This is a genomic window from Halorhodospira halophila (assembly GCF_016653405.1).
GTDB classification, from domain to species: Bacteria; Pseudomonadota; Gammaproteobacteria; order Nitrococcales; family Halorhodospiraceae; genus Halorhodospira; species Halorhodospira halophila_A.
Map to the genome: position 1 here is coordinate 37916 of NZ_NHSN01000016.1, position 24507 is coordinate 62422.

At 72.1% G+C, this 24507-nt stretch carries 20 protein-coding genes; 9 read left to right on the forward strand and 11 right to left on the reverse strand.

Features of this window, described 5'->3' with window-relative positions; all coding sequences use genetic code 11:
• Nucleotides 1–10 precede the first annotated feature (10 nt).
• Entirely contained in the window at nt 11–1021 is a 1011-nt protein-coding gene (gene gap / locus CCR79_RS05165; protein ID WP_201169501.1) for a type I glyceraldehyde-3-phosphate dehydrogenase, read from the reverse strand.
• Between the two features lie 203 nt (nt 1022–1224).
• On the opposite strand from gap, the gene metK reads away from it, so the two are divergent.
• Nucleotides 1225–2385 carry a methionine adenosyltransferase gene (gene metK / locus CCR79_RS05170; protein WP_201169503.1) on the forward strand — a complete coding sequence of 387 codons (1161 nt, stop codon included), beginning with the start codon at nt 1225–1227 and terminating at the stop codon, nt 2383–2385.
• Between the two features lie 32 nt (nt 2386–2417).
• Nucleotides 2418–3194: an SDR family oxidoreductase gene (locus tag CCR79_RS05175; protein ID WP_201169504.1), complete on the forward strand. Its 777-nt coding sequence runs from the start codon at nt 2418–2420 to the stop codon at nt 3192–3194.
• A 267-nt stretch (nt 3195–3461) separates the two neighbouring features.
• Here the strand turns inward: CCR79_RS05175 and CCR79_RS05180 are convergent, their stop codons facing one another.
• The 3 genes from CCR79_RS05180 to CCR79_RS05190 form a co-directional block, all read right to left on the reverse strand.
• Nucleotides 3462–4337: a PfkB family carbohydrate kinase gene (locus CCR79_RS05180; RefSeq protein ID WP_201169505.1), complete on the reverse strand. Its 876-nt coding sequence runs from the start codon at nt 4335–4337 to the stop codon at nt 3462–3464.
• 61 nt (nt 4338–4398) lie between these two features.
• The gene (locus CCR79_RS05185; RefSeq protein WP_201169506.1) at nt 4399–4791 is read right to left on the reverse strand and encodes a YajD family HNH nuclease; all 393 of its coding nucleotides are present in this window, start codon (nt 4789–4791) and stop codon (nt 4399–4401) included.
• Between the two features lie 123 nt (nt 4792–4914).
• A complete protein-coding gene (locus CCR79_RS05190; protein WP_201169507.1) occupies nt 4915–5532 on the reverse strand; it encodes an NAD(P)-dependent oxidoreductase in 618 nt (205 codons plus the stop codon).
• A gap of 228 nt (nt 5533–5760) precedes the next feature.
• On the opposite strand from CCR79_RS05190, the gene CCR79_RS05195 reads away from it, so the two are divergent.
• Nucleotides 5761–6969 carry a DEAD/DEAH box helicase gene (locus CCR79_RS05195; protein ID WP_201169509.1) on the forward strand — a complete coding sequence of 403 codons (1209 nt, stop codon included), beginning with the start codon at nt 5761–5763 and terminating at the stop codon, nt 6967–6969.
• Nucleotides 6970–7062: 93 nt separating this feature from the next.
• Here CCR79_RS05195 and CCR79_RS05200 read toward each other — a convergent pair whose 3' ends face one another.
• The gene (locus CCR79_RS05200) at nt 7063–8325 is read right to left on the reverse strand and encodes a M20/M25/M40 family metallo-hydrolase (RefSeq protein WP_201169512.1); all 1263 of its coding nucleotides are present in this window, start codon (nt 8323–8325) and stop codon (nt 7063–7065) included.
• Between the two features lie 75 nt (nt 8326–8400).
• On the opposite strand from CCR79_RS05200, the gene CCR79_RS05205 reads away from it, so the two are divergent.
• Nucleotides 8401–9675 carry an FGGY-family carbohydrate kinase gene (locus CCR79_RS05205; RefSeq protein ID WP_201169515.1) on the forward strand — a complete coding sequence of 425 codons (1275 nt, stop codon included), beginning with the start codon at nt 8401–8403 and terminating at the stop codon, nt 9673–9675.
• On the opposite strand, the gene CCR79_RS05210 is transcribed toward CCR79_RS05205, so the two are convergent.
• From CCR79_RS05210 to CCR79_RS05230, 5 genes are all read right to left on the reverse strand, one after another.
• A complete protein-coding gene (locus tag CCR79_RS05210) occupies nt 9672–10190 on the reverse strand; it encodes a hypothetical protein (RefSeq protein ID WP_201169518.1) in 519 nt (172 codons plus the stop codon). The two genes, CCR79_RS05205 and CCR79_RS05210, sit on opposite strands and share 4 nt — an antisense overlap.
• Before the next feature lie 322 nt (nt 10191–10512).
• Nucleotides 10513–14199 (reverse strand): PAAR-like domain-containing protein, encoded by a 3687-nt coding sequence (locus CCR79_RS05215; protein WP_201169521.1) that lies wholly within the window; start codon nt 14197–14199, stop codon nt 10513–10515.
• A complete protein-coding gene (locus CCR79_RS05220; protein ID WP_201169524.1) occupies nt 14196–15230 on the reverse strand; it encodes a hypothetical protein in 1035 nt (344 codons plus the stop codon). Before CCR79_RS05220 ends, CCR79_RS05215 begins: the two co-directional genes overlap by 4 nt.
• Nucleotides 15227–16246 carry a DUF2169 domain-containing protein gene (locus tag CCR79_RS05225; RefSeq protein ID WP_201169527.1) on the reverse strand — a complete coding sequence of 340 codons (1020 nt, stop codon included), beginning with the start codon at nt 16244–16246 and terminating at the stop codon, nt 15227–15229. The genes CCR79_RS05220 and CCR79_RS05225 overlap by 4 nt, the downstream gene beginning before the upstream one ends.
• An 11-nt stretch (nt 16247–16257) precedes the next feature.
• Nucleotides 16258–16719 carry a hypothetical protein gene (locus CCR79_RS05230; protein ID WP_201169530.1) on the reverse strand — a complete coding sequence of 154 codons (462 nt, stop codon included), beginning with the start codon at nt 16717–16719 and terminating at the stop codon, nt 16258–16260.
• Between the two features lie 178 nt (nt 16720–16897).
• On the opposite strand from CCR79_RS05230, the gene CCR79_RS05235 reads away from it, so the two are divergent.
• Nucleotides 16898–18256, forward strand: a complete 1359-nt coding sequence (locus CCR79_RS05235; protein WP_201169533.1) for an adenosylmethionine--8-amino-7-oxononanoate transaminase — start codon at nt 16898–16900, stop codon at nt 18254–18256.
• Between the two features lie 48 nt (nt 18257–18304).
• Complete coding sequence (locus CCR79_RS05240; RefSeq protein WP_201169534.1) at nt 18305–19027, forward strand: 16S rRNA (uracil(1498)-N(3))-methyltransferase; 723 nt, start codon at nt 18305–18307, stop codon at nt 19025–19027.
• Here the strand turns inward: CCR79_RS05240 and CCR79_RS05245 are convergent.
• A complete protein-coding gene (locus tag CCR79_RS05245) occupies nt 19024–21588 on the reverse strand; it encodes an ATP-binding protein (protein ID WP_201169536.1) in 2565 nt (854 codons plus the stop codon). The two genes, CCR79_RS05240 and CCR79_RS05245, sit on opposite strands and share 4 nt — an antisense overlap.
• Before the next feature lie 47 nt (nt 21589–21635).
• On the opposite strand from CCR79_RS05245, the gene gshB reads away from it, so the two are divergent.
• From gshB to CCR79_RS13885, 3 genes are read left to right on the forward strand one after another with little or no spacing between them, the layout of a single operon-like run.
• Nucleotides 21636–22580, forward strand: coding sequence for a glutathione synthase (gshB, locus tag CCR79_RS05250; protein ID WP_201169538.1), 945 nt, complete (start codon nt 21636–21638; stop codon nt 22578–22580).
• The gene (locus tag CCR79_RS05255; RefSeq protein ID WP_201169540.1) at nt 22577–23626 is read left to right on the forward strand and encodes an FAD:protein FMN transferase; all 1050 of its coding nucleotides are present in this window, start codon (nt 22577–22579) and stop codon (nt 23624–23626) included. Before gshB ends, CCR79_RS05255 begins: the two co-directional genes overlap by 4 nt.
• Nucleotides 23623–24489, forward strand: a complete 867-nt coding sequence (locus tag CCR79_RS13885) for a TonB family protein (RefSeq protein WP_201169543.1) — start codon at nt 23623–23625, stop codon at nt 24487–24489. Before CCR79_RS05255 ends, CCR79_RS13885 begins: the two co-directional genes overlap by 4 nt.
• Nucleotides 24490–24507 lie beyond the last annotated feature (18 nt).

Consider the following 24507-nt stretch of genomic DNA (forward strand, 5'->3'; position numbering starts at 1 on the left):
CCGCAGCTGGTCAGGCGCGCATCAGCGCCACCGTGGTGTCGAGCATGCGGTTGGAGAAGCCCCACTCGTTGTCGTACCAGGCGCAGGCCTTGATCAGGCGACCGCCCATGGCGCGGGTGAGGGTGGCATCGAAGATGCTCGACGACGGGTTGTGGTTGAAGTCGATGGAGACCAGCGGGTCTTCGTTGTAGGCGAGCACGCCGGCGAGCTCACCCTGGGAGGCCGCCTTCACCACCTGATTGACCTCCTCGACGCTGGTGTCGCGGGAGGCGGTGAAGGTCAGATCCACCAGCGAGACGTTGATCGTCGGCACGCGGATGGCGAAGCCGTCGAGCTTGCCGTTGAGCTCGGGCAACACCAGACCCACCGCCGCGGCGGCACCGGTCTTGGTCGGGATCTGCGAATGGGTGGCGCTGCGGGCGCGGCGCAGATCCTTGTGGAAGACGTCGGTCAGCACCTGGTCGTTGGTGTAGGCGTGAACCGTGGTCATCAGGCCGGCCTCGACCCCGATCTTGTCTTGGATGGCCTTGACCATGGGCGCCAGGCAGTTGGTGGTGCAGGAGGCGTTGGAGACCACCTCGAGCTCCGGGGTCATCTGCTGATGGTTGACGCCGTAGACGAAGGTGCCGTCCACGTCCTTGCCGCCGGGAGCAGAGATCACCACCTTCTTGGCACCAGCCTGGATGTGGGCACCGGCAGCCTCCTTGGTGGTGAACAGCCCGGTGCACTCCATGACGACATCGACCCCGAGGTCCTTCCACGGCAGGTCGGCGGGGTTGCGCTCGGCGCAGACCTTGATGCGGTCGCCGTTGACCACCAGGTCACCGCCTTCCACCTGCACATCGCCGGGGAAGCGGCCGTGGGCCGTGTCGTAGCGGGTCAGATGGGCGTTGGTCTCGGCGTCGCCGAGGTCGTTGATGGCGACGATGCGGATCTCGTCGGTGCGGCCGCTCTCGTAGAGCGCGCGCAGGACATTGCGGCCGATACGCCCGTAACCGTTGATCGCTACGTTGATGGTCATGGATCCTCCTCCCTCAATTACGCTTCATCTTGAATCTGCTGCGGTACTCGCCGGCGCCCCCGCCGTCCTGCACCGCGTCCGTTGCGTCGAAACGGCGACCGCGGCAGTGTAACCGATCCATCCGCGCTGCGGGGATACAGGCCATCAAGATTGAGGATGCCGGTAATTAGCTGGCGCGATAGCTGATTTGTCAGGGGCTTGCCATGGATGATCACTACCTCTTCACCTCGGAGTCGGTCTCGGAGGCCCATCCGGACAAGATGGCCGACCGACTCTCCGACGCCGTGGTCGACGCCGCCCTCGCCACCGACCCCCACGCCCGGGTGGCCTGCGAGACGGCGATCAAGACCGGCATGGTGCTGCTCTTCGGCGAGCTCACCACCTCGGCGTCCATCGACTTCGAACGGGTCGTTCGCGAGACCGTCCGCGACCTCGGCTACAGCGGCTCGCAGCTCGGCTTCGATGCCGACACCTGCGCGGTTCTCCACGCCCTGGGCCAGCAGTCGCCGGACATCGCCCGGGGGGTCGACCGCGACGACCCGCAGAGCCAGGGAGCCGGTGATCAGGGGCTGATGTTCGGCTACGCCTGCGACGAGACCCCGGCCCTGATGCCCGCCCCCATCCATCACGCCCACCGGCTCATGGAGCGTCACGCCCGGCTCCGCCGCGCCGGCAGCCTGCCGTGGCTACGCCCCGACGCCAAGTGTCAGGTCACCTGCCGCTACGCCGACGGCGAGCCGGTGGCCATCGACGCGGTGGTGCTCTCCACCCAGCACAGCGAGGCGGCGAAGCTGGAAACGGTGCGCGAGGCGGTCATCGAGGAGATCCTGCGCCCCACCCTGCCAGCGAGCTGGCTGGATGAGCGGACCCGCTTCTACATCAACCCCACCGGCCGCTTCGTCGTCGGCGGGCCGCTGGGCGATGCCGGGCTCACTGGGCGCAAGGTGGTAGTGGACACCTACGGCGGCATCGCCCGCGTCGGTGGCGGCTGCTTCTCGGGCAAGGATCCGTCCAAGGTCGACCGCTCGGCGGCCTACGCCTGCCGGTACGTGGCCAAGAACCTGGTCGCCGCCGGTCTCGCCCGCCGCTGCGAGGTGCAGGTCGCCTACGCCATCGGGGTCGCGGAGCCGGTCTCGATCTCGGTGGAGACCTTCGGGACCGGGGTGCTGCCGCGGGCCCGGCTGACCGAACTGGTCCGCCGCCACTTCGATCTACGCCCCTACGCCATCATCCGCGACCTCGGGCTGCTGCGCCCGGTCTATCAGATGACCGCCGCCCACGGGCACTTTGGCCGCGACGGCGAGGCCTTCACCTGGGAGCGCACCGACCGCGCCCAGGCCCTGGCCGCCGACGCCGGGCTCTAACCGCGGCGACGAACGCCCCGAGGAGGACACCCATGGCACTGAACTGGATCCCGCAAGGCGGTGAGGTCCTGATCCAGGGGGCCAGCCGCGGCATCGGGCTGCAATTTGTCGAGCAGTGCCTGGCGCAGGATCGGATCGCGCGGGTCTGGGCCTCCTGCCGGGATCCGGCGCGGGCGCAGGCATTGCAGGCGCTGGCCGAGGCCCATCCGCAACGGCTGCGGCTGCTGACCCTAGACGTGACCGAGGAGTCGACCATCCAGGACGCGGCGGCGGAGGTGGCGGCGGCGCAAGGCCGGCTGCATCTGGTGGTCAACGCCGCCGGGCTGCTGCACGACCGGGCCCGGCGGATCCGGCCGGAGAAGCGGCTGGAGGCGGTCACGCCAGAGGCGCTCTCTGCGCTGTTTCAGGTCAACGCCGCCGGCCCGCTGCTGGTCGCGCGTCACTTCCTGCCCCGGCTTGAGCACGGCGATCCGGCGGTCTTCGCGGCGATCTCGGCGCGGGTGGGCTCGATCGGTGACAACCGCAAGGGGGGCTGGTACGCCTACCGGGGCTCGAAGGCGGCGCTGAACCAGTTCATCCGCACCCTGGCGGTGGAGTTCGAGCGCCGGGCACCTCAGGTCAGCTGCGTGGCGCTGCACCCGGGGACGACGGACACGGATCTCTCGGCGCCGTTCCAGGCCTGGGTGCCGACCGATCAGCTGTTCCCGCCACAGCGCACGGTGCGCCAGCTGCTGGCGGTGATCGATGGCCTCGATGCCTCGGACAGCGGCGGGTTCTTCGCCTGGGACGGGCAGCCCATCCCCTGGTAGAGGCGCATCGGGCCTGGCGCGGTGGTGCTGCCGCTGCCCTCCTGCGGGTCCTTTCTGGACGCGCCGAGCAGCGCAGCCCCGGCGGGGGTTCAGCGCGAACCTTTACCGGTTCGCGCTGATCAGCGAGCGTCAGCGCGGCGAAGCCGCGCATTGTGAGCGGCCCCGCCGGGGTGAGCAGCGCAGGGGACCCCGCCGTCAGGCGGGGCGCGTTCAGCGGACCCGCAGGAGGGCAGCGGCAGCACCACCCCCTTGGGCCCCGCGTGGTTCCTAGGCGCCCCCCAGCAACCGGGCGAGTCCGGCGAAACCCTCCTGACCGCACTTGGCCCCGGCCACCTGATTGGCCCGGCGCAGCGCCCGCTCCGGCGCCTGGCCGCGGCTCAGGGCGTCGATCAGCCCGGCATTGAAGCAGTCGCCGGCGCCCACCGTATCCACCACCTGCGCCGGCGGCCAGGCCGGCTCGTGGTGGAGAGTGCCGTCGCCGCGGCGCAGCCAGCCGCCGTCGGCGCCCCAGGCGCAGAAGGCCAGCCCACCGCAGGGCATCCCGGCCAGGAAACCCTCTGGATCGGCGTGGCCCGTGGCCTGCGCGTAGGCGCGGGCGTAGATCGCCACGTCGGCCGCCGCGGCCAGGGCGTGGATCTCCGGGCGGGGCTTCTCGAGTTCCACCGAGATCGGCAGCTGCGGCGCCCGCGCCCGGGCATCCCGAATCATGGCCCGGGTGGCCGCAACATTGCGCCCCTCGAAGTGAAGCCAGTCGACACCGTCCAGGGGCAGCGCAGCGAAGTCCGCGGCGGCAAGCTCAGGGAGATCGCGGTGGTGGACAATGGTCCGCGAGCCGGTGGCACGGCTGACCGTGATGTAGGAGACCGGGGAGCGCGCGCCGGCGCACACCGGCGCATGGCGATAGTCGATGCCGCGCTCGGTCAGTGCTGCAGCGATCCGTGCGGCGTCGGCATCGTCGGCCAGGACGCCGAGCCAGCGGCCGTGGTGACCGAGTTGGGCGAGCACATCCAGGGTATTGGCGGCGTTGCCGCCGCGGGCCACGCGCTGGGCGATGGCCCGCACCTCGTCGTCCTCGGCCGGATAACGTTCGGTGGTATTGATGACGTCGAGGGTGGCGATCCCGACGGCGAGGATCGTCGGCATGATTCGACTCCTTGCGACCGTCTCTCTTGGCGGCTGACCCAGCGGCAGGGCACGGGCGGGATCAGTCGCTGCCCTGCTCCGGATCGCGCCCAAGCAGATCACCGAGCCCGGCGAAGGGCGTGTGCGTCGCCTGGGGAGCGGCGCCGCGCCCCTTCTTGCGCGGTGCTTCCGGGCCGGTGGCCGGACCGATCTCGCGCTGATGCTCGTGGTCGTGGCAATAGAGGCACAGCAGCTCCCAGTTGCTGCCGTCCTCCGGGTTGTGGTCGTGGTTGTGGTCGATGTGGTGGACGGTAAGCTCGCGCACGTTGCGCCGGTCGAACTCGCGCCCGCAACGGCCGCACACCCAAGGGAAGAGCTTCAGCGCCTTCTCCCGGTAGCCGCGCTCGCGCTCGGCGCGCTCCTGCTGGGCCCGGGCGACGATGGCGTCCAGGCGTTTCCCGTCGGACTGCCCCATGGCTGACCTCCCTGATCCGGCTCGATGTACCTGTAGCACCGTCTATGGTAGCCACCCCTCCCCGGCACCGCCACGCCGCCGCGGCGGGCCGGGGCCGTCGGCCGCCCCTGCCGCCCGCGGGGCTCAGCCGGTGATGTAGGGGGTCTGGCGCAGGTAGCGATCCTCGCTCAGCTGATCGAGCAGGAAGGTGGCCACATCGGCTCGGCTCACCGAGCCGGCGCCGGTCTCCCGGTCGGTTCCGGCGCGCCACTGCCCGCGGGCCGGACGGTGGGTCAGCCGCCCCGGGCGAACCACCACCCAGTCGCGGTCGCTGTAGCGCAGGATCCGCTCGAGACGCTCCTTGTCCATCATCAGCTCCTTCATCAGGGTACGAATCAGCAGCCGGAAGACCACCGAGACCTGGGCGTAGCTGTCACCGACCCCCATGGCCGAGATCGCCACCACCCGGGGGACACCCTGCTGTTGCATCGCATCGACGATCACCCGGGTGCCCTCGCTACACAACCGCGGCGGGTTGCGCCGGGTCTGCCCCAGGGCGATGACCGCGCCGTCGCAGTCGTAGAGCGTCCGCCCCACGGCCTCCGGGTCGAGCACGTCGCCAACCACCACCTCGACCCCAGGGAGTTCCGGTACCCGGTCCGCGCTGCGCGCCAGCACCCGACACCGCCATCCGCGCGCCAGGGCCTGGCGCACCGCCTCGGCCCCGACGCCACGGGTCCCACCAAACACCGCAATCTTCATGGACGATTCTCCTCCCCTTCCCGATTCCACTGTGGTACAGTCCACCCGTGTTTGCAGAGGCGCCCCCGAAATTGGCGCCCCAGGTTACCGCCCGACGCTCCTGCGTGATCCCGGCCCGGTACCCTCGAACCGGTCGTGGATCGATCCGCCAAGGCCTTTCCTCGATGTTCCTTTCACTACCGGCGCTTGCGTCGGCGCCTTGGCGTGTCCTGATTCAGGAGTGTCTCTATGACCTTTGATAACCTCGGCCTCTCCCAAGAACTGCTCCGCGCCGTCGCCCAGCAGGGCTACGATCAACCGACCGCCATCCAGGCTCAGGCCATCCCGGCGGTACTCGGCGGCGGCGATGTCATGGCCAGCGCCCAGACCGGCACCGGCAAGACCGCCGCGTTCACCCTGCCGCTGCTCCAGCGCCTGACCGACACCGCTCCGCAGCAGGGCCAGCGCCGCATCCGCGCCCTGGTGCTGACCCCCACCCGCGAGCTGGCGGCGCAGGTCAGCGCCAGCGTGGACACCTACGGCCGCCACCTGCCGCTGCGCTCCACGGAGATCTACGGCGGCGCACCGATGGGCAAGCAGACTGCCGCGCTGCGCCGTGGGGTGGACATCGTGGTTGCGACGCCGGGCCGGCTGATCGACCACCTGGACCGGGGCAACGTGGACCTGCGTCAGGTCGACATGCTGATCCTTGACGAGGCCGACCGCATGCTCGATATGGGCTTCAAGCCGGCCATCGAGCGGATCCTGAAGTCGGTGCCGAACCACCGGCAGACTCTGCTCTTCTCGGCGACGTTCTCCGGCGCCGTGGGCGGCCTGGCGCGCCGTTTCCTCAACGATCCGACGGTCATCGAGACCGGCACCGCCAATGCCGCCGCCGAGGCGGTGGAACAGGGCGCCTACTTTGTGGATGCCGGGCGCAAGCGCGAGCTGCTCACCCAGCTGATCAATGACGGCGACTGGCGCCAGGTGCTGGTCTTCACCCGCACCAAGCGCGGCGCCGACCGCCTGGCCGAGCAGCTGGAGCGCGAGGGCATCCGCTCGCAGTCGATCCACGGCGACAAGAGCCAGGGGCAGCGCGGCCGGGCCCTGGCCGCGTTCAAGCGCAAGTCGGTCCGCGCCCTGGTCGCCACCGATGTGGCCGCCCGCGGGCTGGACATCGCCGGCCTGCCCCACGTGGTCAACTACGATCTGCCCAACAACCCCGAGGACTACATCCACCGCATCGGCCGCACTGGTCGCGGCGGGGACAGCGGGGAGGCCTGGTCGCTGGTCGGCGGCGAGGAGCGCGGCCAATTCAAGGCCATCCAGCGGCTGGTCAAGCGCGAGATCCCGGCGCAGATCGCCCAGGGCTTCGAGCCGGCCCGCCGCGGCGGCGGCAACCCCGGGCGCGGCAACCCGCGCCGCGGTCAGGGCGGGCGTCCCGGGCGCGCCGCCTGACGCCGGCAACCGGCACCCGCAGACCGGGTGAAAGGGGGGTGTCGCCGCGGCGGCACCCCCCTTTTTTGATCCCCACTACCCAGGCGCTGACCGCTAGGCGTCCTTGACACCCTTGGCGGTGGGCCCCGGGTGCGCCAGCCCTGCCGCCTGATCCAACCGCGGATGACCCTGGCGGAAGGTGTCGCGCAGTCGGCCGCTGCCGTCGTCCTGAGCATCGAGGGCCTGCAGGGTCCCGGTGACCAAGTGGATGGCCGCCAGCACATCGCCGGTGTGGCCGCTCTCCGAAATGGTGTGCATGTTGCGCACCGGGATCCCCAGCGAGGCGGCGGTGCAATCGACGTTGCCGAGCACCCCGGCCATGCCGTCGGTGCCGGTATCGCGACCGCTGACGTCGCGCTGGACAGGGATCTCCTGCTCGCTGGCCACGCGCTGGATCACGGCGTTGAGCTGCTCGCTGGCCACGGCACCGACGGTGTAGGTCACCCCGGCCCCCATGGTCAGCGGCTGGAAGCGCTTGTCCGAAACCCCGGGGGCGGCAACGTAGTCCTGGTCCACGTCCACGGCGATCAGTGCATCCGGGCGCAGCTCGCTGGCCAGTACGCGGCTGCCGAAGCGGCCGATCTCCTCGTAACTGGCGATGGCGAAGAGCATGCGCACGTTGCGAGCGCCGCCGGCCTGGGCGATCTGGTGCGCAGCCTCGGCAGTGGTGAAGCACCCCAGGCCGTTGTCCAGGTAGGCCCCGTAGAAGGTGTCCGGGCTGAACCCACGGCGGATAGGCCGGTTGAGGAGGATCGGATCACCGGGGCGGACGCCCAGCCCCTCGACCTGCTTCTTCTTGTTCTCGCCGTGGACCTGCAGCTCCAGGTAGAGCTGCTCCTTCTTGACGCCCTTACGCCCGGTGCGGGTCTCCTCGTCGGCGAAGTGGATGGCCCCTAGGGCCTCGATCGTGCCGCCCTCGATGCGCCGGTAAGCACCGGGGTTCTCCGGGGCCTCGCTGAACAGGGTGACCTCGTGGCCGATCAGCGTGCCGGGCAGGAAGGAGTCGCTGTCGATCCAGACCTTGCCGTCGTCGCCGATGCTACGCACCTGCATGCGGATCTTGTCGGCGTGGCCGACCACCATCACCTTGAACAGGTCGTCCCGCCTCGGGTGGGTATCGAGGACGATCCCGGCGTGCCCCTGGAACTGGTGCACGCGCCAGTCGGCAGGCGCGAACGAGTCGAAGTACGGCTTGAGCACCCCGTAGGTCATGGCCCCTTCGAGGCCAACGGGGCTGGGCGCGGCGAGGACGTCGCGCATGCGCTGGAACTGCTCTTCGGGCATGGACTGGGTCCACGGCTTGCTGGACTGGGACATGGGCCTCCTCTCGCGTGTGGCTATCGGATTGCGTGATACTGGTCGCCAGGCTCACACCATAGCGCAGCTCAAGCCGTGGCATCGAACCGCAGATACGCCAGTGCCGGACTCGACGTCGGCACCTCCGGGTGCCGGGCGGCGGTGGTCGACCACCAGGGCGGGGTACTCAGCCGCGCCCGGGCCGAGTGGCCGGACGGCGTCATGCCCGCCGATCCGGAGACCTGGTGGGTGGTCGCCCGCTCGGCCCTGGCCCGGGCCGTGGCCGAGACGCGGCGACCGGTCGGCCGGGTGGCCGTGGACGGCACGTCCGGCACCGTTGTCTGGACCGCCACCGATGGCACGCCACTGACCCGCGCTATGCGCTACAACGAGCCTGCCGCCGGCACCTGGGCGGCGGTGGTCGCCCACCAGGCGCCGGCGACGAGCGGCGCCCACGGCAGCAGCTCCGGCCTGGCCCGCGCCCTGCACCTGGCCGCGCTCTACGGGTTGCGCGGCCCGTGCCAGCTGCTGACCCAGACCGACTGGATCGCCGGGCGGCTGTGCGGGCGTTTCGACTGCACCGACGAGAACAACGCCCTGAAGCTGGGTTACGATCCGGTCAGCCGGTGCTGGCCGGACTGGCTCCAGAGGGTACCCCTGCCCGACGACTGCTTGCCCGCCGCTTTCGAACCGGGCACCGCCATCGGCACGATCCGCGCCGAGGTGGCCCGGGCCACGTACCTGCGCGACGATTGCCAGATCGTCGCCGGCACCACCGACTCCATCGCCGGTTTCCTGGCCACCGGCGCCCGCGTCGGCGGAGAGGCTGTCACTTCGCTGGGCACGACGCTGGCCCTGAAACAGGTGAGCCGCCAGCCGGTCTTCGCCCCGGAACACGGGGTCTACAGCCACCGCCTGGGCGATCAGTTCCTCGCCGGTGGTGCCTCGAACTGCGGCGCTGGCATCCTGACTCGCTACTTCAGCGAAGCGGAGCTAGAGGCCCTGAGCGCCCGGCTTGACCCGGACCACGACACCGGCCTGGACTACTACCCGTTGCCAGCCGTCGGCGAGCGCTTCCCCTACGCCGACCCGCAGCTGCAACCGCGACTGGAACCCCGTCCCGAAGACCCGGTCCGCTTCCTCCAAGGGCTGATGGAGGGCGTCGCCGCCGTGGAAGCCGAGGGTTATCGCCGACTGCAGGAGCTAGGCGCACCGGCGCTGGAGCGCGTGATCACGGTGGGCGGCGGCGCCGCCAACCCGGCCTGGACGCGGATCCGCAGCCGCTACCTGGGCGTGCCCGTCAGCGCTGCCGAGGAGGCTGAGGCCGCCGTGGGCGCGGCCCGGCTGGCCGGCGGGCTGATCGACACCTAGCTGGAATACCCGCCCTGTCGACGACGCCCGGCCGGCTCCAGGCTGCCGTCCGTGAAGGCGCTCGGGTAACGGCGCAGCACCTCGGGGCCGTACTCCCGGGCGCGTCGCTCGTCGTCCCGCTTGCGGTACGGATCGAACACCCGCCCCGGCGGCAGCGGCTTGCGCGGGTCCATGTACCAGCAGTAGAAGTCCCACTCCTCCTGCAGCCGCCCCAACGGCACACTGAGGTGATTGTCCGGGCGGAGGGCGCTGAACCCGCCGAAATGACCGCCGTAGGACCCCGGACTGTACTCGGGGATGACCTGTAGCTCCTGCCAGGGCACCTCGATGTATTCGCCTTCACCAACCGGCGGGAGGGAGACGGTCTGGTTGCGACGATCGAAGGTCACCGTGTGCGGGGGCCGCTTGCCCCGGCGCATGCGGATATAGCTGCGCAACTGGCGCAGGGCGATGGCCAGGGCATACGCCGGCAGGAAGGCCAGCAGCAGGGAGAGGAGAGCAAGGGCGCCGGTCAACACGGCAAAACCAGACGGATACTCTATAAAAGTGCCGTGCACCGAAATCGCTGATCCTGCCACGAGCAAAAGCAGATAGGAGCCACCCGCGACAAGCGGAGAGAAAACCACATCGCCCGAATCACACTTACAAGCTATCTCGATGCGACTGTCATCTGCCCTAGCCGAGGCAGGAGCTTGTTGTAGTGTCCAGTCTATTATTGGCCAAGAGGGCAAACGGCCCAGATCCTTGGCCAGCCAGGGCCTTAAGGCCGAACGGCGGGCCAGCCAGCGACTGATCAACGGCGGCCGGTAGAACGTCAGTGCCATCGAGCCCTCCCTGTCACGCCCCCGTCCCCTGATCGCCCGCCGCCCGGGTAAGTACCTCCTCCACGGTGAGGGCACGGGCAAGCACCGCGGCCTCGGCCCGGCCGTGCCAGGCGGGTACCGGCACCCGGGCCACCCAGTAGCGAGGTGTCCCGTCCGCCTCGGGCTCCGGCAGGGAGTCGTCACCACCACCACCGGCCGCCGGCGCCACCCGCTGGCGGACGAGGAAATACAGCTCGCCGCGCCACCCCGCCGGGACCGACACCTGGTCCCAGGAGAGCGTCAGGCTCAGGGCGCCCGGCGCCCCCAGGGGCTCCGCCTCAAGGAAGGCGGGCGGCAGCGGGGTGAGCTCTCCGCCAGCGCCGCTCTCGGGACAGCGCAGGACCCGGCACTCCAGGCGGTCCCGCCGCCAGACCACCCCCTCCAGGGTCAGGCGGACCTGACGCAGGCCACCGCGACCGCCCAGCTGCTGGCTGTACTCGGCGGCCACCCGCAGCGGCGGCCGGTGCAGGACCCGCTGCCACCAGGCAGCCACGGCCGGCCAGTCGTCCCAGCTGCCGACTTCGGCGGGCCGCCGGGGCTGCGGCCCGGCCTCCACCGCCCGGGCGACCCAGGCCCACCCCGGATCCCCGGCCGATGCCCCCAGCCGCTGCCGTGCCGATGCGGTGAAGGGGCCATTGCGGCAGAAGTCCGCAAACCGGGCGTCGGTTAAAAGTGAAGCCATCCCGGAAAGAGCAATACCAGCCACAAGGAAAGCTGCGCCTAGAACACCACCACTTGAAAGCCAGAAAATCCCGGCTGCGCTATACATCATCCCGGCGATAAGCCATGTGCGACCAGCCATCTGGTCATCCCGTCCGTACCGTCCTGAAGCCGCTCCCCAGGCATACGCCGCACTCGCAAAGGCTGCCGTCCTGCCGAACCAATTGACCCGGGACGCAAGCCGCTCCATGCGCGCGTACCGCGGGTCCCCCAACGGGATCCGCGGCTTCAGATAGGCCAACCGGGTCTGGGCCAGGAGCTCGGCCAGGGTCAGGGAGGAGGCTACGGCCCCGGCGATGTGGTACCAGTCCTCGGTGCGGGTCTGGCGCACGGCCTGGCCGATGTTGATCAGCTCCAGGGCGCCGAAGACGCTGCGCAGTGCGTGGCCGCCGGAGCTGGTGGAGAGGCGTTCGGCCAGGTCGGCCAGGCGTCCCTCCGGCATGCGGGTGGAACGCAGCTCGCGGACGCGGACCTCCTCCTCGATGCGCAACTCGGCGGCGCGCGGGCTGCCGAGGATCTGTAGCAGGCCATGGCCAGCATCGGCGGTGACGGCGTGGTAGTCCGGGGTGCCTGCGGCAAGGATGCGGAAGCGCCGCTCGTGGCCCTGGTGCTCGATGCGCAGGGTCCGGGTCTCGCCACCTGCTGGCGCCCCGGCCCGGCGCTGGAGCTCGGCGAGCGGGACGCCATCAAGGTCGGGTGCCGGGTAGCTGACCGTGGTCACTTCCAGCCCGGCCAGCAGGGACAAGCCGGGCAGCTCGCGGAAGCGCCGGGTGATGCGCAGCACGTGCTCAAGGGCGTCCCCCTGGTAGGTCACCGGCTCGGCAAAGGTGCTCAGCAGCAGGTACAGGACCTCCGCCGCATCGTCGGCGGTCACCGCACGGCGCTGCTCGGCCAGGTCGCAGCAACGCTCCCCCGCCTGGAGCCGCCGCGGAGCCCGGGCGAGCTGGATTTCCAGATCCCGGGTCGGGCGCGGCAAACCCGACCCCCGTGCCCCGGCGCCCAAGGCCAGGGGCTCCGCCGGCAGCAGGCGCGCCGCCACCCGGGCCAGCCCGGCCGGCTCGCCCTCGGCAGCGAGGACGGTGCGCAACAGGGCACGGGCCTGCTCCAGGTCGGCGGTGTCCGCCTCGCCCTCGGCCTCCGGGGTATCGCCGATGTGGCCGTCGGCTGCGTCTGCCGGCACCGCCAGCTCATGGAAGTGCACCCCCAGGGCGGCCAGGCCCTCTAGGATCCGCCGCGGGCTGTTGTCGACGTAGTCCGCCAGGGCGTCGGCGTAACGCTGACTGCCGAGCAACGCCAACCGCTGGCGACGTACCCGGCGGAGGGCGGCGCGGAGCTCGCTGCGCTCGGCCACGCCGAGCAACCGTTCGAGAAACTCGCGGTCCGGCGACCGCTCGCCGGGACCCAGGCGCTCCTCTACGAAGGCCAGCCGGAAGGTCCCCGCCGCCACCGCGTGGAGCGACTCGGCCGCCGCCAGCTGCTGCTCATCCACCTCGGGCGTCGCCCCGGCGGCCAGACGCTCCGGGTCGGTGCCGGTCTGCAGCCCGACGACCAGGGCCTCGAGATGATCCGCCAGCGCCGCCTGCTCGCGGGCCAGCCGACGCGCCTCACCCAGGGGATCGTCGAGGTAGAGCACCGCCAGGCCGTCGTCGGCGTAGGGGCTGAGGTCCTCGCGCACCGGTTCGGACTCCCCCTCCTCGGCCTCGGCGTCGCAGAAGGCGCCGCTCGCACCGATCCGCCCCGAATCGCCGGGCCCGGTGTCGGCCCTATCGGCAGGATCGATCGGGAAGAAGCGGTCCTCGGCGGGCGGCTCGGCATCCGGCGGCGCTGCGTCGTGGGCACCGGCACGGGGGTCATCAGGGGCAAGCCCACCGGCGGCCGCTACCCGCGCCCAGGGCAGCTGCACGGCCGAGAACAGCCCCTCCAGACTCACCGGTGCGCCCCCGACGCGCATCGGCAGCAGCAGCACCGGCCGCCCCTCGCCGCCCGGGCGCCGCACGTCGCCGCGCTCGTAGGCCAGGTTGACCTCGTGGAGGCGCCCGCGGGGATGGACGTAGCACTCGCGCCACAGGTACCGCCGGCCGCCCTCCCGGCGGAACAGGTAGAGCCAGCCGCCGAAGCCGAAACCGGCGTCCCGGTGGCGCAGCTCGGCGTTGCGGGCAAAGCGCACCAGGGTGGGCATCAGGACCGTAGGCGGCGAGGCGGCGGCCTCCGCCTCGTCCTCCGGGAGCCAGACCGGCTGCTCGGCCCCACGGGTGAGGGGGATCTTGCAGAACCCGTGGTGCCGGTCGGCGTCGATCAGGCTCAGCCTCAGCGCACCGGGGCCCTCCGGGAGCTCCTCGATCCGCGCCACCCACCCCTCGCCGTCGTGGACGCTCCAGCGCAGGGCCCGACTGCGGAACCAGTCGTCCTGCTCGGGCTCGGCCACCACCTCCCCGGGCAGAGGGGCATCGGGTCCGCCGCAGATGTCGACGCGCGTCTGCGGCCGGGGGTGGGAGGCCGGGGCCGGGTCGCCGCCGGCCAGGGTGCTCGGCGGCAGCTGCTCCTGAAGCAGCGGGGCCGGCGGGGTGTTCTCGTGATTGGCTACCATCGGGTCGAGGGCCCGGGCCACCGGCATACCTTCGACGAAGACATCCGGCGAGCCGCTACCGGGGAGGAAGGTGGCCGGCCCGGTGATCGTCCCGGAGACGGTGCCCCCTTTATCGCCGCCCTCGTCACCGCGGGAGCGCGCGAACTGCGAGCCCTCGGTACAAACCGGGTGCCCCTCGACGAAGACCGTGCCGGCGGTGGCCGCGGCGTCGCGAGACTCGGCGACGTTGAGATAGGGGATCGACACCGTCGAGCTGCCCACCGTAGTGCGGCAGACGTCGGTGGTCAGCAACTCGCCGCCCGAGCCGGCGTGCACCAGGGTGCGGCCATTGGCGGTGACCGTGGGCCGGCTCATGCGGATGCCTCCCCGCGCGACCCGCCAGCCTCTCCCCCACCTTCGCCGGGTCGTCGCAGTTCCAGGGCGCCGGCAACTCCGCCGCCCACGGCCGTGAGGAGAACCCGCTGCGGGCCTGACGCGACGCGCAACAGACCGGCCGCCGCCACCAGCTGCAGGGGCAGCGTGGCGGCCCCGGCGAAGCCCAGGGCCCGCCAGACGAGGTGGCGCGCCGCGACGGGCTCCCGGCGCAGAGCGGGCACTAGGCGGCGCGCGTTCGCCCAGGCGTGGCGTTCGGCCGGGGTCCGGCCGAATCCGTGGAGCTCGGCCCGGTCGCCGCCCTCCTCCGCCTCCGGCACCGCCGTCTGGAGCACCCGTTGCCAGGCTCCCGGCTGCTCCGGCGGACCGCCCAGGGCAAAACGCCGGAGCCGCACATCTGCCGCCCCGGCCCCGCGGTCACCGTGCAGTAGCAGGAAGGCGGCACCATCCGCGGCCGCCGGCCCGTCGACGGCAGGGAGACACTGGCGACGGACCCTTGGGTCGGCGCAGGCGGCCGGGGCGGCACAGGCATCCAAGCCACCGATCAGGATGCTTGTCAGGCGGCGCTCGACCACCGCCTGAACGGCGCGGTGAAGCAGCTGCAGGGGCGCCATCGCCCCCTGCGGCCGCCACCAGCGGACTCGCCGCAGGGCCGGCACCCGCTCTACCAGCTCCCCGACCAACCGGTCACGCCGTGCCCAGCACGCCCCGGGCCGGTGCGGGCCCGGCGGCAGGAGCACTGCCGCCGCGGGCTCCGCTGTCGCCAGCCGTTCGCGGAGCCGGGCCGCGCTGTCGCCGAGCAGGCGCTCCATCCGTGCCGCGTAGCCATCGCCCTCCCGGGCCGGATCGCTGAACACCGGGATTGGCTCCTGCGGCGCCTCGCCGAGGACCTCGGGCTGCGCGATGCGGTGGCCATCAACCACCGCGCAGGCCAGGGTGGCGGGATCGGCGCCGGCGGCGTGCTGGACAGCCAGCGGCTGGACGAACACGGCAGCGGGCGTGGTACGGCTCATCGCTCACCCCTTTCCAGGCCACCAGTGTCCACGCGCAGCGCCCAGCCCGGCCCCGGCGATGGCTCCGCCAGCCAGCCCCGCCAGACGACCCACACCCGGGCAGCATCGGCGTCGATGCCCAGGGTGTCGGCGTGCACCGGTACCCGCCGCCCACGCCCGGGCCGGCACAGGGTGACCTGCGGGCCACCGCCGGGCAGCCGCCAGGTGACGGTGCGCTCCGGCTCCGCATCCGGGATCACCCCCTGCAGACGGATGCGCTCACCGCCCTGCAGTGGGGCAGCGATGCGCTGATCCGCAGGGGCGGCGTTCCAGGCATCGGGATGCGGTAGGCGCCGGTAGCGCAGCCGGCCCTGCCGGTAGGCCTCGGCGTCCAGCTGGCCGAAGCGCCGGGCCCGGGGGGCCCAGGCGGCGGCCAGCGGGCCGAAACCAGCCGGGGCCCCGCGCCGGGTCGCGCGCTGACCATCCCACAGCAACCGGGGCTGCGGCCCGGCGGCGGCACCCAGCCACACGGTCCGGTGCCCCCGCCCGACCGGATTGCGGGCATAGCGCCGATGCCGGGGCCCACCCGGTGGCCCGCCGTAGGCCAACTCGTAGGTGAGCGGCACCGGGAGCTCCAGGGGCCGGGGCGGGCTGGACCCGCGCGGCGCCCGCTCGCCGACGGCCCAGACCCGCTTGGGCGCCAGGCAGGGCCGGCCGCCGGCGTCCTCGACGCTCAGGCAGGCCGTCGCGCAGTCCTGGCCCGGCGGCGGCTGCACGGCACCGTGAAGCAGGCAGTCGCAACCCTGCTTGAAGGGGACGCACTCGGAGGCAGCCACCGGCGCACTGTCGGCGGGATCCCCGGCGTAGCGCTCGGCGGGCTCCAGCGCCGGTGGTGCATCGTCGAGGTGCAGCGCGCCGGCCGCCCCACCGCGGAAGAAGCCGGCCTTGACCGCCACCACGATCCCCGGGCGCCCAGCGGCGTCGAGGTCCGCCCAGGCGCGCGCGTCCAGCGGCCCCTGCACCGAAACGGACAGCATCGGCGCAGGCCTCAGTTGATGGCGACGCGTGCCCCGCGGATGCGGTACTCGCCGCGGGCCCGGGTCTCTACCGCCTCGGCGTCGATGCGGACGGTGCCGTCGGCACCGAGTTCCAGCTCGGCGCCGGCCACCTCCAGGCGGATGCCGCCGTGCCCGCCGCGCAGCAGGTAGCTGCCGTCGGGGCGCCGCTCGAGCGCGGCGCGGGGCGGCTCGTCAGCGTCGGCGAGGGCATGGACTAGGTAGAGTCCCCGATCGGCCGGATCGAGCAGCGCCACCACCCGGTCGCCGGGCTTGAGCGAGGCCAGCTCGCGGGCGTGGCCGGCCACCGGCCATTCGCTGATCCCCTCCGGGGTTTCGACGGCCACGCGGGTGGCCCGGCCCTGCGGCGTGGTGGTGAGAACCTCCGCCCAGCAGGCGGCGGTGGCGGCGTACAGCCCCACATTGGCGGGGCCAAGGACCGGTTCATCTTCCATGACGAACGTTCTCCTGTGCTATCCCATCCCTGGTTGCAAGCTTTACGGAACACCCACCGCCCGTGCGCCGTCAACAGTGCAAAACGTAAGGATTCTCCCCGGGCGGTAGACCCACCTCCCGACAGGAGGCAGACTCTCGTCCGGCGAGCCGCGACCCACGACTGCCCGGAGCCCCGCCATGAGCGACCGCAATAGCGAACTGATCCGCCGCGACCTGAACGTCCTGTTCCACCCGACCACGCAGATGAAGGACCACCACGACGGCCTGCCCCTGATTCCGGTGGAGGAAGGCCGCGGGGCGTGGCTTAAGGACCGCGACGGCAAGTGGTACCTGGACGCCATCAGCTCCTGGTGGGTGAACCTGTTCGGGCACTGCAACCCGCGCATCAACGAGGCCGTCCGCGGCCAACTCGAGCGGCTTGAGCACGTGATCCTGGCCGGCTGCTCCCACGAACCGGCGGTGCAGCTGGCCGAGCGGCTGGTAGCGCTCAGCCCCAAGGGACTCGAGCGGGTCTTCTTCACCGACAACGGCTCCTCGAGCATCGAGGTGGCCCTGAAGATGAGCCACCACTACTGGCGCAACACCGGGCACCCGGAGAAGACGCGCTACATCAACCTCTCCAACAGCTACCACGGCGACACCATCGGCGCGCTGAGCGTCGGCGACGTGGGCGTGTTCAAGGACGCGTACGAGCCACTGCTCATGGAGCCGATCACGGTGCCGTCACCGGACTGTTTCCACCGTGAGCCCGGCACCAGCTGGGCGGAGCACTCCGAGCAGATGTTCGTCCACATGGAGGCAGCCCTCCAGGAGCACGGCCACGAGACGGCGGCGGTGATCCTCGAGCCCCTGGTCCAGGGGGCCGGTGGCATGCGCATGTACGACCCGGTCTATCTGCAGCGGCTGCGCGAGGCGTGCGACCGCCACGGGGTGCACCTGATCGCCGACGAGATCGCCACCGGCTTCGGCCGCACCGGGACCCTGTTCGCCTGCGAGCAGGCGGGCATCGCGCCGGATTTCATGTGCGTCTCCAAGGGCATCACCGGGGGTTACCTGCCCCTGGCCGCGGTCCTGCTCACCGAGCCGGTCTACCAGGCGTTCTTCGACGACTTCACCCGGCTCACCGGCTTCCTGCACTCGCACAGCTACACCGGCAACCCGCTGGCCTGCGCCGCGGCCCTGGCCACGCTGGGGATCTTCGACAGCGACGATGTCCTCGCCCGCAACCGCGAGACGGCACAGCGCATGGCCGAGGCCGCCGCGCCCCTGGCCGGGCACCCGCACGTCGGCGAGGTGCGCCAGCAGGGCATGATCCTGGCCATGGAGATGGTCCGGGATCCGGGCCTGAAGACCCCCTTCCCTTGGCAGGAGCGCCGGGGCCTGATCGCCTACCGCCATGCGCTGGAGCGCGGCGTGCTGATGCGCCCGATCGGCAACGTCCTCTACTGGATGCCGCCCTACGTGATCGAGCCCGACGAGATCGCACTGCTTGGCGAAGTGGCCGCCGAGGCCATCGACCGGGCCACCCGCGACTAGCCGCCTGCTGCCCGGTCACCGGGCAGCCCCGAGCACGGAGACCCCGTCATGCCGCGCCTCTACATCGCCCAGCCCTTGGCGGCCGACAGCGTCATCGAGCTGACCGCCGACGCCGCCGCCCACGCCCGGGCGCTACGCTTGCGCCCTGGCGATACCGTGACCCTGTTCAACGGCAACGGCGGGGAGCACGCGAGCGAGGTGGTGGCCGTGGAGCGCCGGCGGGTGACGGTGCACGTCGGCGCCCACCAGCCCACCGAACGCGAGCTGCCGGCACCGGTGCAGCTCCTGCAGGCCGTGGGCAAAGGCGAGCGCATGGACACCGCGGTGGAGAAGGCAACCGAACTGGGCGCGAGCGAGATCGTGCCAGTCATGACCGAGCGCACCGTGGTGCGCCTGAACGATCCGCAGCGGGCGTCCAAGCGCCGGCGGCACTGGGAGGCGGTGGCCCGCGCGGCCTGCGAGCAGTGCGGCCGCAACACCCCACCGCGGGTGACCGAACCGGTCCCGCTGGGCCGGGCCTGGGCGCAGTGCGACGGCTATCCGCTGCGCCTGACCCTGGACCCGCTGGCGGAGCCGCGCCTCAGCGAGTTGACCGGGACGGCGGCGACCTCGCTGCTCATCGGCCCCGAGGGCGGGTTGAGCCCGGCAGAGCTCCAGGCGGCCGAGGCCCACGGGTACCGGCGCGGTCGGGCGGGCCCGCGGGTGCTGCGCACGGAGACCGCTGCGGTGGTCGCCCTCGCCGCGGTAGGCCTGGCCCTCGGCGAGCTCTAGCCGACGCCCGCCGAGGCGGCGCACGCCTGGGCCAGGGCGTCGGCGAGCTGCCCCTCGTCGTAGGGCTTGAGCAGCACTCGGGCGGCACCCAGCCCTGCGGCAGCGAGCCGCTCCTGATCCACGGCCCGCGTGCTCACGGCCACCAGCGTGCCGGCGTCAATGCCGGCCTCGGCCACCAGTCGCTGCAGCACGCCGAGGCCTTCCTCGTGCTGGAGCATCTCCATCTCCAGATCGACGAGCAGCGCCCGAGGCGTACCCGCCGCCACTGCGCGGTGGGCCTCCTCGAGCCCGGCGGCCCCTTCCGGGTCGAAGCCCTGGCGGGCCAGGCGATGCCCGGTGATCCGGCGCATGGTGCGCGAATCGTCGAGAACCAAGACGCGGGGCCGCGCGGAGGCCTCGCCGGCGGGCTGCTCCGGGGCCGACGCACCGGGCATCGGCAGGCGCAGGGTAAAACGGGTGCCGGCGCCCGGTGCGCTCTGCATCTCCAGCGTGCCGCCGAGTTCGTGGACCACGCCGGCCACCTCGTCCATGCCCATGCCGGCGCCCGGCTCACCCTCGGGGTCGAGGGTGGAGACGCCCGGCAGACAGATCAGGCTCAGCGCCTCGTCGTCACTGAGCGCCGCCGTGGGTTCGTTGGGGTCGTAGTCGGAGACCTGGCGCTGCAGCGCCTCGGTATCCAGGCCGGCGCCGTCGTCGCTGACCACCAGCAGCGCCTCGTCCTGGCCGTGGTGCAGGCTCAGGGCGACCCGGCCGACCTCGGGCTTGCCGGCGGCGGCGCGTGCCTCGGGGGGCTCGATGCCGTGGCGCACGGCATTGCGCAGCAGGTGCTCCAGTGCCGGTCCGAGGGCCACCAGGTGACCCTCGGGCAAAGTGCACGACGCCCCCTCGACCATCAGCTCGACGCGGCGCCCGCACTCGCCGGCAGTGGCGTGCACCAGGCGATCGAAGGCGTCGACATGCGGCTCTAGGGTCGCCCTTGCCGGCGCCGGGTCAGGCTCCGGGCTCGAGCCATAGGGCCGGTCGGCGCCCGGGGCCGGATCGTAATCCGGCTGCGGTGCTTGTGGCGCCGCGGGGTCCAACCCCGGCTCGGCCGCTGCCTCGCCGGCAGGACCGGTGGAGGCGTCACCGCCCGCGTCCTTGGCGGGTTCGGCCAACTCAGTGGCCAGCGCATCGCCGAGGACCTCCGCGCCGGTACCGCTCTGCAGGCCCCAGGCGTCGGCGGTACTGGCCTGTGCGCCGCCGTCTTCGCCGGCCCAAAGCTCGCTGTAGTCGTAAGCCTGCGCTCCAGCGCTCGCCTCCGCGCCACCGCCTAGGACCTCGCGGCGCAGCACGCCGACGCTGTCGGCCAGCTGCTCAAGGCCGTGGCGCAGGCGCTGCCCGGTCTCAGCCGTGGCGCCGTCGGCCAGGGCGGTGGCCACCTCGCCCTCCAGCTCGTGGCAGCGGCTGAAGAACTCGGTGAGCCCGGCGAAGCGCGCCCCGCCCTTGAGGGTGTGCAGGATGCGCTGGATGGCCAGCCCGGCCTCCGGGTCGCCGGCGCGCCAGCGCTGCAGGGCGGCGCCGATCTGTGACAGCGCCGGCCCCACCTCGGCGTAAAACAGCGCCTGCAGATCGACGTCGCTGCGCACCAGTGCCCGCGCGGCCGACCCCGCCTCGTCCTCGACGGGCGCCGGCATGGCCAGGGTGGCCCCGGGCAGACGCCGGGCGGCGGCCTGGACCTGCGCGACCCGGCCGCTGCCCGGAGCCTCGGTCAGCGGCTGAAGCAACGCCTCGGCCATGCTCGGCTCTGGCAGCCCACCATCGGCGCCCTGCTCGACCAAACGACGCAGCTCGCGGTCGTAAGCGGCGATAGCCCGCTTCTGCACCGGGTCCAGGGTGTCGCCCTGGTCGAGCAGATCGAGCACGGCCAGCGCGCTCCAGCAGACACTGCCGGCGGCGCTGTCGCCCAGGGTGGCCTCCAGCGGCTCAAGGACACCACGCAGCTGCCCCAGCGCCTGGCGCTCATCACCGCGGATCAGCTCCAGGAGCCCGCGCTGGTAGGCCAGGCGACTGGTGCGGGCGGCCTCCCCGCCGGCCCCGCCCGAGGCCTCGGGTGCGCCCGGATCGAGGCACTGGCGCAACAGCGCCAGGCTGTCGTAGCGCGGCCCGCCGCGGGCGCGGCGCAGGCCGTCGATGAGGCTGGCCAGTTCCGCAACCGGATCTTCGGCGCGGACGGCGATGCGTTCGATGGCCCGCGGCAGCCGCAGGACGGCGTCCATCAGCGCGGCGCGCAGCGGTTGGGCCTCCACCGCGGCCGTCTCCGGCGCCTGGTAGGCCCGCTCAAGATCGCCGGCGGCGGCACGCAGCTCGGCGCTGAGGTGTTCAAGCTCGCGCACGCCGACGAACAAAAATCCGCCATGCAGGCGCTGGAGCTCACCGTGGAGCGCGGTCAGCGCGCCGGGCTCGTCGCCGACTTCCTGCAGACGCACGGCCGCGGCGCTGACGCTGTCGCGCAGCTCGGGCAGCAGCCGGGTCAGCTCGCGCCGGGGGTCGACGCCGAGGGCCTTGGTTCGTCGCTCATCCATGGGTTGGTTACAATGCCACAAACCACTCAGCTGCCGTGAATCTGCCCATGAGCGCTCGACTCGGCGTCGTGATGGACCCCATCGCCGCCATCCACCCCCGCAAGGACTCCACCCTCGCCCTGATGCTCGAGGCCCAGCGCCGCGGCTACGAGCTCTGGTACTTCCTGGCCACGGACCTCTACGCCGACGGCGGAGCCGCCTGCGGGCGCGGCCGGCCGGCAAAGGTCCGCGACGACGAGCGGGACTGGTACACGCTGGGCGAACCGCGGCCGATGCCCCTGGCCGAACTCGACACCATCCTCATGCGCGAGGATCCGCCGGTGGATGCCGGCTATATCAGCGCCACGCAGCTGCTGTCACTGGCCGAGGCGCAGGGGGTGCGGGTGGTGAATCGACCGGCGGCGCTGCGCGATGCCAACGAGAAGCTCTTCGCCCTGCACTGGCCCCACCTGTGCCCGGCCACCCGTGTGGCCGCCGACCCGACGCAGCTGCGTGCGTTCATCGCCGAGCAGGGCAAAGCGGTGCTCAAACCGCTGGATGCCATGGGGGGGGCCTCGATCTTCGTCCTCGAGGCGGGCGATCCGAACACCAGCGTGGTCCTGGAGACCCTCACCGACGGCGGCCGGCGCTACGCCCTGGCCCAGGAGTACCTGCCCCGCATCGAGGAGGGCGATAAACGGGTACTGGTCTTTGGCGGCGAGCCCTTCCCCCATGCCCTGGCGCGGATCCCGGCGCGGGGCGAGACGCGGGGCAACCTGGCCGCCGGCGGCCGCGGCGAGGCAGCACCGGTCACCGAGCGCGAGCGCGCCGTCTGCGCCGAGCTGGCCCCCACCCTGCGCGAACGCGGCCTGGAACTGGTGGGGCTGGACTTCATCGGCGAGCGGCTGACCGAGATCAACGTCACCAGCCCCACCTGCTTTCGCGAGATCGACGCCCTGTGCGGCGTCAACACCGCCGGCGCCTTCTTCGATCACCTGGAGGGCTCGGCATGACACGCCTGGTTTCCGCGGGCCGCGCCCTGGCGCTGGCGGCCCTGGCCGCCGCCATGGGGCTGGCCGGCTGCGCCGATGAGCCGGATTCGACCCGACTGCAGTTCATCTCCCTGGGCACGGAGGTGGAGATCCATATCCTCGATGCCGGCGACAGCGACGCCGAGGCGGCCGCCAAGGCGGCCCGGGCGGAGATCGACGCCATCAGCGAGGCCTGGGAACCGACTCGCGGCTCGGAGCTCGGGCCGCTCAACGAGCGGCTCGCTGCCGGCGAGGGCATGACCGTCAGCAAGGAGCTGATCGCCATCCTCGAGCGCGCCCGCGAGATGGAGGAGCGCACCGGCGGGCGCTTCAGCCCGGCCATCGGCGGACTCACCGAGCTGTGGGGCTTTTCCGCCCAGGACGGCCCGCTGGCCGAGCCGCCACCGGCCGAGGAGATCGAGGCCTGGGTGGAGCAGGCGCCGCGCATCGCCGACCTGAGCTGGGATGCCGATCGCTACGTGACCAGCAGCAACGACGCGGTGCGCATCGACCTCGGCGGTATCGGTAAGGGGTTTGCCGGCGAGCGCGCCATGGCCGCCCTGCGCGAGCAAGGGGTGCGCACGGCGCTGATCAGCCTCGGCGGCGATCTGATCGCCCTGGGGGCGCCGGCGGATCGGCCTTGGCGGATGGGCGTCCGCGACCCCCGGGCCGGCACGGTGCTCGCCGCCGTCGAGGCGCACGCCGATGAGAGCGTGTTCACCTCCGGCGACTACGAGCGCACCTTCACCCACGAGGACCGCCGCTACCACCATATCCTCGACCCGACCACCGGTTACCCGGCCATGGGCAGCCGCTCGATGACGGTGATCCACGAAGACCCGGTCCACGCCGACGCCGCGGCCACGGCGCTGTTCATCGCCGGCCCCGAGGACTGGCGGGCCCTGGCCGAGGCGCTGGAGATCCGCTATGCGCTGCTCATCGACCGCGAGGGCGTGGTCCGGATGAGCGAGGCCATGGCCGAGCGGGTTGAGTTGCGGGGCGAACCGGAGACGGTCCACGTCGAGTGAGCGAGGCACCAGCCGTGAACGACCCCGCGGTGCAACCGGATGACCGTCTGGGCATGGCGCTGTTCCTCGCCGTGGTGGCCCACGCCCTGGTGATCCTGGGCGTGGGGCTGACCTGGGAGGGCGACGAGCGCCCCCAGGATGCCTCGATGATGGAGGTCACACTGGCCTACGACGAGGCCGAGACCCCCCCGGAGGACGCCGACTACCTGGCCGATCTGGACCAGGACGGCGGGGGCGTGGCTGAGCAGGCGCAGATCCCCTCACCGGTGGCCGGCGAACCGATCCCCGCCGTGGAAGCCCCCGAGCCGGGCGAACCGGCGGCCGCCCCTGAGGCGCGGGCCGAGTCCCTGATCGACAGCGAGCAGGCCGAGACGCCAACACCGCCCGCCGATGAGCAACCCCGGGCCGAGGAGCGGCCTTCGCTCCAGGATCTGCTCGACAGCCGGCGCCAGGCGGCCGCCGCCGAGGCGGCGGCGCTGCAGCAGCGGCTGAGCCAGCCCCGGGAGCCGACCAAGCGCTTTCTCAACGCCCGCACGCGCTCCCACGAGGCCGCCGCCTACATGGAGGCTTGGACGCGCAAGGTGGAGGCCGTGGGTAATCTCAACTACCCGAGCGAAGCCCGCGAGCGGGGGCTATCCGGGCAACTGATCCTCGAGGTAACGCTGATGCCGGACGGGTCGCTAGAGGACGTGCGCATCATCCAGCCGTCGCGCCACCGGCTGCTCGACGAGGCGGCGGTGCGCATCGTCCGGCTCGGTGCCCCGTACCCGGATGTACCCGAGGAGGTCCTCGAGGGGCAGGACCGCCTGGTGATCACCCGGACCTGGGCATTCATCGAGGGCCGGCGCGTGCGCGCTCAATAACTGCCTTGCCACCCTTGT

Excerpts from the sequence above, each read along its gene's own strand:
- CCR79_RS05180 (WP_201169505.1), bottom strand. The coding sequence starts at position 4,337 with ATGCCGACGATCCTCGCCGTCGGGATCGCCACCCTCGACGTCATCAAT.
- CCR79_RS05235 (WP_201169533.1), top strand. The coding sequence starts at position 16,898 with ATGAGCGACCGCAATAGCGAACTGATCCGCCGCGACCTGAACGTCCTG.
- metK (WP_201169503.1), top strand. The coding sequence starts at position 1,225 with ATGGATGATCACTACCTCTTCACCTCGGAGTCGGTCTCGGAGGCCCAT.
- CCR79_RS05185 (WP_201169506.1), bottom strand. The coding sequence starts at position 4,791 with ATGGGGCAGTCCGACGGGAAACGCCTGGACGCCATCGTCGCCCGGGCC.
- gap (WP_201169501.1), bottom strand. The coding sequence starts at position 1,021 with ATGACCATCAACGTAGCGATCAACGGTTACGGGCGTATCGGCCGCAAT.
- CCR79_RS05225 (WP_201169527.1), bottom strand. The coding sequence starts at position 16,246 with ATGCTGTCCGTTTCGGTGCAGGGGCCGCTGGACGCGCGCGCCTGGGCG.
- CCR79_RS05255 (WP_201169540.1), top strand. The coding sequence starts at position 22,577 with ATGACACGCCTGGTTTCCGCGGGCCGCGCCCTGGCGCTGGCGGCCCTG.
- CCR79_RS05190 (WP_201169507.1), bottom strand. The coding sequence starts at position 5,532 with ATGAAGATTGCGGTGTTTGGTGGGACCCGTGGCGTCGGGGCCGAGGCG.
- CCR79_RS05220 (WP_201169524.1), bottom strand. The coding sequence starts at position 15,230 with ATGAGCCGTACCACGCCCGCTGCCGTGTTCGTCCAGCCGCTGGCTGTC.
- CCR79_RS05175 (WP_201169504.1), top strand. The coding sequence starts at position 2,418 with ATGGCACTGAACTGGATCCCGCAAGGCGGTGAGGTCCTGATCCAGGGG.
- CCR79_RS05245 (WP_201169536.1), bottom strand. The coding sequence starts at position 21,588 with ATGGATGAGCGACGAACCAAGGCCCTCGGCGTCGACCCCCGGCGCGAG.
- gshB (WP_201169538.1), top strand. The coding sequence starts at position 21,636 with ATGAGCGCTCGACTCGGCGTCGTGATGGACCCCATCGCCGCCATCCAC.
- CCR79_RS05195 (WP_201169509.1), top strand. The coding sequence starts at position 5,761 with ATGACCTTTGATAACCTCGGCCTCTCCCAAGAACTGCTCCGCGCCGTC.
- CCR79_RS05240 (WP_201169534.1), top strand. The coding sequence starts at position 18,305 with ATGCCGCGCCTCTACATCGCCCAGCCCTTGGCGGCCGACAGCGTCATC.
- CCR79_RS05215 (WP_201169521.1), bottom strand. The coding sequence starts at position 14,199 with ATGAGCCGGCCCACGGTCACCGCCAATGGCCGCACCCTGGTGCACGCC.
- CCR79_RS05230 (WP_201169530.1), bottom strand. The coding sequence starts at position 16,719 with ATGGAAGATGAACCGGTCCTTGGCCCCGCCAATGTGGGGCTGTACGCC.
- CCR79_RS05200 (WP_201169512.1), bottom strand. The coding sequence starts at position 8,325 with ATGTCCCAGTCCAGCAAGCCGTGGACCCAGTCCATGCCCGAAGAGCAG.